Annotated in this window: 6 protein-coding genes; all 6 read left to right on the top strand. The window is 45.6% G+C overall.

Annotated features, from left to right (window positions below):
- Positions 1-27: 27 nt before the first annotated feature.
- A complete protein-coding gene (locus ACN6MW_RS10860) occupies positions 28-1,494 on the top strand; it encodes an ABC transporter substrate-binding protein (protein WP_419875482.1) in 1,467 nt (488 codons plus the stop codon).
- A gap of 115 nt (positions 1,495-1,609) precedes the next feature.
- Positions 1,610-2,545, top strand: a complete 936-nt coding sequence (locus tag ACN6MW_RS10855; protein WP_419875481.1) for a carbohydrate ABC transporter permease — start codon at positions 1,610-1,612, stop codon at positions 2,543-2,545.
- A gap of 29 nt (positions 2,546-2,574) precedes the next feature.
- Entirely contained in the window at positions 2,575-3,411 is an 837-nt protein-coding gene (locus ACN6MW_RS10850; RefSeq protein ID WP_419875480.1) for a carbohydrate ABC transporter permease, read from the top strand.
- Positions 3,408-4,172 carry a Cof-type HAD-IIB family hydrolase gene (locus ACN6MW_RS10845; protein ID WP_419875479.1) on the top strand — a complete coding sequence of 255 codons (765 nt, stop codon included), beginning with the start codon at positions 3,408-3,410 and terminating at the stop codon, positions 4,170-4,172. Before ACN6MW_RS10850 ends, ACN6MW_RS10845 begins: the two co-directional genes overlap by 4 nt.
- A gap of 45 nt (positions 4,173-4,217) precedes the next feature.
- Positions 4,218-5,324 (top strand): SGNH/GDSL hydrolase family protein, encoded by a 1,107-nt coding sequence (locus ACN6MW_RS10840; RefSeq protein ID WP_419875478.1) that lies wholly within the window; start codon positions 4,218-4,220, stop codon positions 5,322-5,324.
- Positions 5,325-5,438: 114 nt separating this feature from the next.
- Complete coding sequence (locus ACN6MW_RS10835) at positions 5,439-11,639, top strand: CehA/McbA family metallohydrolase (protein ID WP_419875477.1); 6,201 nt, start codon at positions 5,439-5,441, stop codon at positions 11,637-11,639.
- Positions 11,640-11,671 lie beyond the last annotated feature (32 nt).

The following is an 11,671-nucleotide window of genomic DNA, read 5'->3' as shown; positions in this document are numbered from 1 at the left end:
ATTTATTAATTAAGAGGGGGAATAAAAATGTGGAATGGAAAAATGAATCGATTAATGAGTACGGGTGCTGCAGCATTATTATCTCTAACGATGCTCGCTGCATGCTCAGGAAACAACGGGCCTAGTCCAAGTACAACTCCTGCTGGCTCCGATAAGCCGGGTGCAACTGCAGAAGCAGAGGTTTATGAGAATGGATTGTCAAAGACTGAGAAAGTAACGCTAAAGGTAGGCTTCTTTGTTGGAGGTTATGGCCGAGAATGGTTCGATTATGCAGTTGAATCGTTCACAGCCAAGTATCCAAATGTCAAAGTAGACATCACGGCTTCTGCTGATATGAAGACGATTCTTTCTACAAAAATCTCTGCAGGCAATGATAATGACATGTTTGACCTATTCAATACAGAACCTTCTGGAGGCATTATAGGGCTCGCAGAAGCCGGTAAGCTTGAACCAATGGATGACATTTGGGATTTCCCTCTTCCAGACGTACCGGACAAAAAGGTCAAGGATCTTATGATGCCCGGCATGTATGAGTCAACGCCGCTGATCAATGGGAAAAGATATGAATTTACTACGGCGAGCAGCTTTGGCGGGTTGTTCTTTAACAAAAAGCTATTCGAAGAGCATGGCTGGAACCAAAATCCGAACACATGGGAGGAATTTAAAGCACTGCTAGCAGACATTAAAGCGGACGGCATTGCTCCAATTACGTTTCCGGGCATTCATCCAAGCTACCATAACTGGGCTTTCGGAACAGCCAAGAACTTTGAGTTAGCTGATATCAATGGCCATGTCGATGAGTTTATCGAAAATTATAGAACTTATGGTCTGCCTCAATACACAAATCCAGAGACGGTTGAAACCTGGACGCGCTTCTATGAGCTTGGCAAGCTAGGATATTTTGTAGAAGGACTTCCGGCATTGAACCATACGCAATCGCAAATGCAAGTTATTCAAGGGCAAGCAGCGATGGTATCGACAGGGACTCATGTCGAGAATGAGATGAAAGAAGCAACGCCTGAGGATTTCGATTGGGGCTACATGGCTGTTCCTTTCAGAGACAACACCAATCAAAAGCTTTGGATTCGAAGCGGAACTTCAAACTTCAACTATATCTGGGCTGCTAAGCCGGAGTTGAACAAAAAGTGGGCTAAAGAATTGATCGCATGGCTCGTTACGCTTGATAATCAACAATTTGCTGCCGAAAAAGCAGGCGCTTTGCCAATGCGTAAGGATTTGACGGATGATCCTGCCAAAGTGGCTAACCTTTCCAGCTCTGCCCAATCCGTTCTGAAGTACATTGCGGATAATAATGCCCAAACTTTTAAAGCAAGCCGGTCTCTCAACATTTCCGATCCGAATCTTGCTCAAGCGGAAAAATTAATGAATGAGAATATCGCGAAATTTGCAATGGGCATGCAGGATCCGAAACCGATTCTGGAGCAAGCTGAAGAACTGCTGAAGAAAGCTCTAGAGGCTGAAAAGAAAAATTAAGACGTGGTGGAGCGGGGAGGATTCCTCTCCGCTTCTCCATTGCAGCCTCTGGGTCTTATAGGCTTCACGCTGAACAGGACTTATAAACGTCTAGTAAGATAGGAGTTGACCTCACGTGTCTGATTCAACCGCTGTGAAGACTGTACGCAAGCTGGGTCTAGAAAAAGCGAATACGCAGAAGTGGATATTTCTTATCATTGCCATCGTGCCTTCCTTTGGCGGATATTTGCTTTTTACATTGTTTCCGAACATTCTATCTGTCTATTATGCGATGCTCAATTGGGACGGGTTTACGGATGCAAAGTTTGTCGGTCTGTCCAATTTCATCACCGCATTCCAAGATAAATATGTTTGGCGCGCGCTTACCCATAACTTGATTTTTATGATAACAGTTCCATTCTTCGTTATTATCATCTCTTTGCTTCTTGCCTACCTAATTACAAACAAAACGTATAAAGAAAATAAATTTTTGAAGGTGCTGTTTTTCTTCCCGAACGTTTTATCGACGGTCGTAGTCGCTCTCCTCTGGGCCTTCATTTATGACGGATCGTATGGTTTGCTGAATGGCCTTCTAAAATTCATTGGCATTGATATAGGGAATTTCTATTGGCTGGGCAATGAAAGCACGGCGCTTGCAGCCATTATCCCGGCATGGGTTTGGGGCGGCGTCGGCTTGTACGCCATAATCTTTGCCAATGCGATGCTGGGGATTCCAAAGTCTTTGTACGAGGCGGCGATACTTGAAGGAGCCGGCCATATGACACGTTTATTTAAAATTACGATGCCGCTCGTTACGCCAATTATCCGCGTCAGCGCTTTGTTCCTCGTTGTCGGCACCATGAAGGGCTTCGAGATCATCCTCATTATGACGAATGGGGGGCCATTTGGTTCGACGGATGTAATCGGCCTCTACATGTTTAACTTAGCCTTTGGCGTAGAGTATCGGAATTACGGCTACGCTTCCGCAGTCGGTATGATTCTGTTCGTTATATTAGTAACTGCCAAGCTGTTAATCGATAAATTTGTGCCGAACAAAGGCTACGAGTATTAGTTTCCATATGAAGGTTCGGAGGGATCTATTTGAAGGAAAAACGAACGTTAATGGACATTGTGTGGCGTGTGGTGCTTTATGCCTGGGCGCTGACCATTTTATTTCCTTTAGTCTGGGTTATTTATGAATCGTTAAAAAGCAATCCAGAATTTTTTCAAGATATATGGGCGCTGCCTTCTGAATTCAGATGGCAGAACTATTCGAAGGCTTGGAATCAATACGGTTTTGGCCAATCACTCTTAAATACGCTCTATTATGTTGGCGGAAGTCTAGTGCTGGGACTTTTCTTTACGACCATTAACGCTTATGCGCTTACTCGAATGACATTCAAAGGAAGAAAGCTGATTTGGGGCTTGATTATGTTGTCCCTGTTCCTGCCTGGCATCAATGCGCTTGTGCCTCAGTATGTCATTATGAGGGAACTGGATTTGACCAATAGCTTAACCGGATTAATACTGTTGTCCAGTTTGGGTGAAAGCGTGTTCTACCTGATGTTGCTCGGTGGATTTATGAGTTCTCTGCCTATGGAGCTTGAGGAGAGCGCAACGATGGATGGCGCGACATTATTCCAAAAGTTTTGGCGCGTTATTGTTCCGTTGTCTACACCGGGAATTGTAACTGTCGGCGTATTCAAGTTCCTGGGGTTCTATAACAATTTCTTGGCGCCGTTCATCTATTTGAGCGATCCTAAGAAATATCCCATTGCGGTACAAATGTATTCTGCGAATAAACAAATGGAATTTACTGCAGATTGGGTAACCTTGTTTGCCGGTGTAACCATTGCAATGGTACCGTCCATTATTATTTATATTCTATTCCAGAGACTACTTATGGAAGGTGCGACGATGGGCGCGGTGAAGGGATGAATGTCATGCATCAGGTACAAGCGAAGTATAAGCTGATTGCACTGGATCTGGATGGGACTCTCCTGACAGATCGGGAGCAAATAACGGATGAGACTAAAAAATGGATTCAATATGCCGTAGACAACGGAGTGAAAGTCATATTTTCTACCGGAAGAGGCTTGCAAACCGCGAAGGGCATCTGGGATGAGCTTGGTCTCGACTCCCCAATGGTGTTGCTCAACGGCGCAGAGATATGGGAAGGGCCGGGCAGGCTTTATAAACGTTTCTTTATTCCTCGGGAAACGATTCGCCGCATTCACGCAATTGCTGCCGAACGAGGCGATTGGTATTGGGGCTACAGTGTAGAAAGCCTGACAGGCGCCAAGGACTGGACGCCGGAGATGTTCGAGCGGGATTGGATGAAATTCGGCATCGGCTGCCAAGACCAGAAGAAGCTTGCGGGACTAAAGGATGAGCTGCTCAGTTGGGGATCGCTTGAGATTACCCACTCTGCCCCTGTCAATATGGAGATTTCAGTGCAAGGCATTACAAAGGAAAGCGGAGTACGCCAAGTATGTCAGATGCTGGGCTTGTCTATGTCTGATGTCATCGCCATGGGGGACAGCCATAATGACGCGAAACTGCTGAAGGCGGCAGGTCTCGGTGTGGCGATGGCCAACGGAGAAGAGCATATCAAATCCATAGCGGACGTAATCACGGCTACCAACAACGAGGATGGCGTTGCTCAGGCGATTCGGAAATATATATTCCAAATCGAGTAAACGTGGCAAATGTACGCATGTAGAGATAGAGGGGAGAACTTACAGATGAATGTTCAATCGAAAGAGATAAATTTAGATCAACTGGGCGACCCGATATACCAGGAGACAATGGAAGGCGAACAGTTGAGATGGCATTCTCCGCTCGAAGCGCCTTTTCATATTGCGGGCTTCCCTTGGCTTGCGCAGGATGGGATTTACAGACGCCTGCCCCTCGCTTCCGGGGCTGTCTTGCCGCCTGCGGTTGATACGCTTGCTTATTGTACGGCAGGCGGGCAAATTCGCTTTCGCACCAATTCTTCGAGGCTGGTCATAAGGGTGCGTCTTGCCGGACCGTCCAATATGTATCATATGGCGCCTACAGGGCAATGCGGAGTTGACTGCTATCTTGGAGAACCGGGAGAGCAGAGCTTTATCACCGCGGCTAAATTCAAGCCAACGGAAAGTGAATATGAATCAAAGCTTTATCGGTGGGATACAAAAAAGGAGGTGGCCGTCACCTTAAACTTACCGCTCTACCAAGGGGTAGAAGAGGTGTGGATTGGGGTAGATCAGGATGCCGACATAAGCGATGCACCTGCCTATGCAAGCAATAAACCCGTCATTATATATGGAACTTCGATTACGCAAGGGGGATGTGCCTCACGGCCGGGTATGGCTTATACCAATATTCTCAGCCGTATGATTCCGATGGAGTTCGTAAATCTTGGCTTCTCGGGAAATGGAAAGGGCGAACCGGAGCTTGCGCATATTATTTCGGAAATCGATGATCCGGCGCTTATTATTCTTGATTATGAAGGGAATACGGGCGAGGCCGGTAATATCGCACGAACGCTGCCTGCTTTTATCCAAATATTAAGAGAGCGTCATCCCGAGGTTCCTATACTAGTAGTCTCCAGGATCAGCACTGCCGAAGACCAGTTCTATATGAAGAGAAGGGAGCTTAATGATCGCCGCAGGTTGATTCAGATCGAGAATGTGGAACAGAGGCGGAAAGAAGGTGACCATAATATCCATTTCGTTGACGGTCTTAAGCTGCTGGGCAATGATTCCGTCGAAGAATGTACGGTTGACGGAACACATCCAACTGACCTCGGATTTTTGCGCATGGCACAATCGCTTGCACCAGTCATTAAGTCATTGTTGCGACTGTGATTAACAACAAGATAGATGAGATGAACAGCCTTCGGACTTCATGTTTTAGTTTAGAGGCTGTTTGTTGATCAGACACCTGTCTTACCATTTAAGCCGAAAAAGGAGAGGATTTGAGTGAAGTCCCAAAGAAGAAGACTGCCTTTTATTGTGCTGGTTTGTATCATTGCGGGGGTTGTAAGTCTTAGTTACGGCATTTTGGTATTCGCGTCTTCAGAGAAAGAAGGTGTTGTTTCAAATAAAGAGAGAGCCGAGTACTTAGGATCTTCCCTGTTCAAAGGTCACATGCATACCCATACATCTCTTAGCGATGGGATTTTGCTGCCTAACGATGCTTACAATTTTGTGAAAGCAAATACAGATTTTGATTTTTATGCAGTGACTGAACACGATGTGACTTATGACATCAGTACGGGCAGTGATTTTATTACGAATGTACAGGACTCTTATTCAGAAGAATACAAGCTGCTGCATGAGCAATCAGATGCTCACAATCGTGATAACGAATTTATTACGCTGCCTGGTACGGAAGTGACTTGGTATGATGAATCGGGCCATATTAACTTATTTAATGCCCCATGGTTTGCAAGAACACATGGAGTAGGTGCGGATGGCACTTGGGGCTGGAGCGACATTAAATACGATTTGCCAACCTTTTACGCAAGACTTGCCCAAGATCCTAACGCTATTGCCCAGTTTAATCATCCACGCTCGTCGGGAAATTGGAGCTTTAATGAATTTAAACACTTTAACCGGGATGTTGACAAAAACCTGAATATGATGGAATACAAATCCTCCAATGATTTTGCAATCTATACCAAGGCGTTAGATCGAGGCTGGCATGTATCCCCTGTGTTTGGCGGAGACGAGCACAAAGGAAATTGGGGCATGGTACAGCCCCATGTGACCGGAATGTGGGGGGATAATCTCACAAGAGAAGGTCTTTACGAGGCGATGCGAAATCATCGCACCTATGTATCATTTGATCGTAATTTAGAAATGGCGGTTTCGGCAAACGGTCAGATGATGGGGGCGATCCTTCCAGCCGATACAAATGAAATTAGTCTTAATGTACGAATAAACGACCCTGATGCTACTGATAATTTGGATAAAGTCGTTGTGTACAAAAACAGCGGCGAAATCGTCAAGGAGTACAGCAATATTGCCAGCAATCCATTTGAAATGCAAGAAACCTTTGCAAGTAAGGATGGGGACTATTTCCTCGTTAGAGCTTTCCAAGGGGACGGCGAAGAAGCTATAAGTGCTCCAATCTGGATTGGCGAGGAAACGAGGGGCACGGTGCATGCGCCTGAAATTAGGGTGCAAGGACAATATCCGGATACGATTAAGCTTGGGGATCAAGTAGAAGTGCTTAGCGCTTCGGCGACGGATAATCGCGGTCAATCTTTATCGGTGGAAGCGATCGTTCTTAATGATAAAGGAGAAGTGGCTGTTGCAAATCAGCAATTCAAGGTCGAGATGTACGGGGAATATTTCATTAAGTATGTAGCAACCGACTCTCAAGGAGATACGCGTGTTGAACTTATCCGATTGCTTGTTGATCAACAAACGCTGGATGGCGATAAAATTTTGAATGAATTTCAACCCATTGTTAATGTAGGTGCAAACGAACAAGAAGTTGGCATCAATTTAGTGACGGATAAGGCATTAGAAACGTCGTATGTTCAGTATAAGCCGGAGTCAGAGGCGACGTGGGACAATGCTGAAGCGGTCCAAGCGGAAGTTTCGTATTTTCAAGTCGCCTATGGCGATACGTTTGCCAAGAGTAACTATCGCGTGCTTGCAGCTCATGAAGCGAACTTAACAGATCTCGATTTAGGGACAACATATGACTATCGATATGGGGCTTCGCTGACTGGACCTTGGAGCAGCAGTTATAGCTTCAGGACCGCGCCAGCTACAGAAGAAGCTGTCATGTATGTGATGGGGGATCTTGAAGTTCCCGATCGCAATCCGGAAAGCTTCCAACTCTTTACGGATATGCTGGACGTTCTGCGGGAGAAAAATACAAACGGACAGACTGTGATTCAAGTCGGCGACTTGGCCTGGCTAGGCGGCAATAATTATGCTTGGAATGATGTGTTTAACAACATTTACAACAACGATTTGGCTCTAGTTTCTGCTCATATTGTCGGGGATCGTGAACATGCGACGGAACGGAAATTTGGGCCGTACTCCGGATTTTTTAACCTGCCGAAGAATGGCGGAGGCAGTTATCGGGAAACGAATTATTCATTTGACAATGGCGATATGCATATTGCTGTTCTGAATTCTATGGTGGATTTCGACAAGCAGCTGTCATGGCTGGAAAAAGATTTGCGGGCAACCGATAAAAAGTGGAAAATCGTCATGGGGCATTATCCTTATTATGGCGGTCAATCTGGCGATGAGACCGGGATGGATATGATGAGAGCGAAATTGTCTCAAGCATTTGAACGGCTTGGCGTTAGCATGTACATTGGCGGTCATGATCATCTGTATAAACGGACAACCATACGAAACGGTGTAAAAGATATTTCGGAAGAAGCGATGAATCTAGGTACAACTTTTGTAACGGTTGGTTCATCAGGTCAAACGTTCTATGATAATAAATCATTTGACTGGGATCATATCGTTTACGATGAAAATAAGCAGACAGGCGTTATTTTAGAGTCAAACGATCAATCCCTCACTTTGAAAGCTTACAATAGCGACGGGGTAGAAATTGATTCATTTACGATGAAACAACCTGAAAATTATTTGAACTTAACGAGCGCCATTATAGAAAATAATGTCTTGAAGGGCGTTGGGGTTCTGAATTACCCGAGCTCGATTGAACGTGTCACCGTTATCGGGGAGAAGCGTGATCATACAGGCGAACAGCTGTTGGAAACGGTTATTCAAGAAGCGACACTAGAACATCTCGGACGTGAACAAATCATCCTATTGGACAACCCTCTTGCATTTGGCGATGAACATATGATCGTCATAAGATTGGTTAATAATCCAATCGATAGAGAGCCGTTAACGGACCCGTTAATCGCTAAAGAAGGAATGCTGGGCGATGGTTCGGAAGACAACCCTTATCAAATCAAAAGTGCCGGTGGACTTAATAAAATACATGAGTTCCCGGACAAACATTTTATTTTAGATCGGGACATTGATGGCAATGGTGTGTTTTTTGAAGCAATTGGCGCGAATGACACGCCATTTACCGGGACGTTTGATGGGCGGGGACATACGATTACAGGCGTTGTTGTCTCCTCGGGCGGCGCGGGTCTCTTTGCTATTAATGAAGGGACGATTCGAAATGTAGGAATAATCAATGCTGACATTGATGTACGCCGAAGCAATATTGGGATCCTGGTTGATCAGAATGACGGAATCGTGGAATATGCTTACAGCACCGGATCTATTAGAGGCAATTCTACAGTTGGCGGGCTTGTGGGCTTCTCGAGCGGTATCGTAAAAAACAGTTATTCTACAGCTCGCGTCAGTGCACGAGGCAAGCAAGCCGGCGGTATCATTGGGATTACTAATCGGGGCAGTGTAACGGAACAGGTCTATGCCATGGGAGCCGTTATAGCAGAAGATTCAAATGCCGGCGGTATCAGCGGATACGGATATAACAATACGGTCATTAGAAATAGTATGGCATTAAATCCGTCAGTTGTTACAGGTACGGCATCCAATCGAATTGTCGGCAGAGTGTTAGCTGGGGATACAGCCACTTTAGTCAATAATTACGCCGATGAAAATATGTTCGTTAGCAGTGAGAATGTTACAGTGAATGATCCGAACAATGAAAAGGGTCAAGGGGTCAGTTCAATCGTATTCGCGAAGCAATCATTTTTCATAGAGACCCTCGGTTGGGATTTTGATTCGATCTGGATCTGGAGTGAAGATGCAAAGCGTCCATTGCTGCTAAGTAATTTGGAACAAATTAACCAAGACAATATGCCTAAGCCGAAGCTTGATCAGAACGAAGACGGATATTATATCATCCGTTCGATTAATGAATTAAAGACGATTTCAGAATTTCCAGATGAAAATTATATATTGGAAAATGATCTTGATTTTGAAGGGAAGCTTTTTGAACCCTTATTTAAGGGGACGCCTTTCCTTGGCATTTTTGATGGAAATAATAAATCGTTATACAACTTTAAATCAGAAAGTGGCGGCTTGTTCCATCTAAATGGCGGGACGATTAAAAACATAGCTATGGTAGATGCAAGCGTCACTGGCGGGAATAATATAGGCATACTCGTTAACACGAACAATGGAACAGTAGAGAATAGTTATGTAACGGGTTCGATCGAGGGCTCCAGCACTGTGGGCGGTCTAGCGGGCTATTCCAATAGCATCGTGAGAAACAGCTATTCTACTGCAGATGTAACGGCCCAGCTGAACCAGGCTGGCGGTCTGATCGGAATTACAAACTCAGGCAGTTTGACGGAAAACGTGTATGCATCCGGAGCCGTTCAGGCGCTTAGAAGCAATGCAGGCGGAGTGACTGGCTACGGCTATAATGATACGGTTGTCAGAAACGTTATTGCTCTTAACCCTTCAGTCGTGACGCCGACTATGGCGAACCGTGTGGTGGGACGAGTTCTTGCCGGGCATACCGCAACGCTTGAGAATAATTATGCGTTCGATGGCATGATTGTGGATATAGAAGGCGAAAGTATCGCCGCTGCCAATAATAGAAAGGGATTGGGGCTATCCCAACAACAAGTTGAAGACCCTATTACGTATACCGATAGACTGAATTGGGATTTTGAGTCGGTCTGGATGTGGAACGATACGTTAAAGCGTCCGGTATTAAGCAGTAATCCTGAAGAGGCAAAAGAGCCTGTCGTGCCATTGGAAAGAAATGAAGCAGGTTATTACAAAATCAAATCCATTGCTGATTTGAACGTTATGGAAAGCTTCCCGGCAGAAAAATATATTTTGGATCAAGATTTGGATTATTCCGGACAGCCGGCTGAGTCACTGTTTAAAGTGGTTTCGTTTACCGGCGTTTTCGATGGCGACGGAAAGAAAATAGTTAACTTTAATTCTTCGAGCGGCGGCTTATTCCATCTCAATGGCGGAGTGATAAAAAATATCGCTATGATAGATGCTAGCGTCACTGGCGGGAGCAGAATAGGCATACTCGTCAACACGAACAATGGCGAGTTAGAGAATAGTCTTTCAACAGGCTCCATTACAGGCTCCATTACAGGCTCCAGCACAGTGGGCGGGCTAGTAGGTTATTCCAACGGTATCGTCAGGAACAGCTACTCTACCGCGGATGTAACCGCTCAGGTAAGTCAGGCCGGCGGACTAATCGGAATTACGAACGCGGGCAGCTTAACGGAAAACGTGTATGCGTCCGGAACCGTTCGGGCGATTACGAGCAATGCGGGCGGAGTGACTGGCTATGGATACAATGATACGGTTGTCCGAAATGTCATTGCTATAGGTCCTTCGGTTACGGCGCCAACGATGGCGAACCGTGTAATGGGACGAGTTCTTGCGGGGCACACCGCCACTCTCGAAAATAATTATGCATTTGATGGCATGATTGTAAATAAAGAAGGTGTTGCTGAGGGAGCATTAACAACCCTTAAAGGATTAGGTCTATCAGAAACTGAGATAGAGACTCCATCCACCTATACAGACAGATTAGGGTGGGACTTTAACGCGATCTGGAAGTGGGATGATGTTGCTAAACGTCCTGTTTTACAATCAGTATTAGAAGGCAACGAAGAAGAGCCCGTTACCCTGATTGAGCTTGAGCTCGAAGGACCGGCTGTGCTAATCGCTGGAGAGAGTGATCAAACGACGACCACTGCAGTATACAGCGATGAAAGCCGTGAAAAGGTAGAGACAGACGTCACCTATACAAGCAGTGATCCAAGTATTGCGGAGATCAGCGCAAGCGGTGTAGTAACGGCAAAGTCGGAAGGAATCGTATTCATCACGGCAGAGTATGATGGCTTGATTTCATCCTATGAGCTAATCGTTCTTAAGAAGGAAGTTCAGCCTGAGCCTGAGTTGATTCGGTTGGAGCTTAGCGGAGTGGATCCGCGTATGCAGGCGCATTCTACCTTAAGTTTAGTCCTTACTGCAATCTACGAAGATGGAACAAGGCAAACGATAAGCGATGGCGGAATGTATACAAGCGGCAAGCCGCAGACGGCATCTGTATCTGAATCTGGCGTTGTAACCGCTCACCGTCCAGGTGCAGTAACGATTACCGCATCCTATCAAGGAAAAACGGCTAGCTATAAGGTGAGAATTAACGCAGCGGGCGGTATTTCCTTTACTCCATAGATATGCCCCATTATTTCTATTTAAAATGGAGG

Origin of the sequence: Pristimantibacillus sp. PTI5 (assembly GCF_048572955.1) — a bacterium.
In the GTDB taxonomy this organism is placed as follows: Bacteria; Bacillota; Bacilli; order Paenibacillales; family Paenibacillaceae; genus Pristimantibacillus.
The sequence above is the reverse complement of the archived record's forward strand: the minus strand, read 5'-3'. Positions and strand labels throughout refer to the sequence as shown.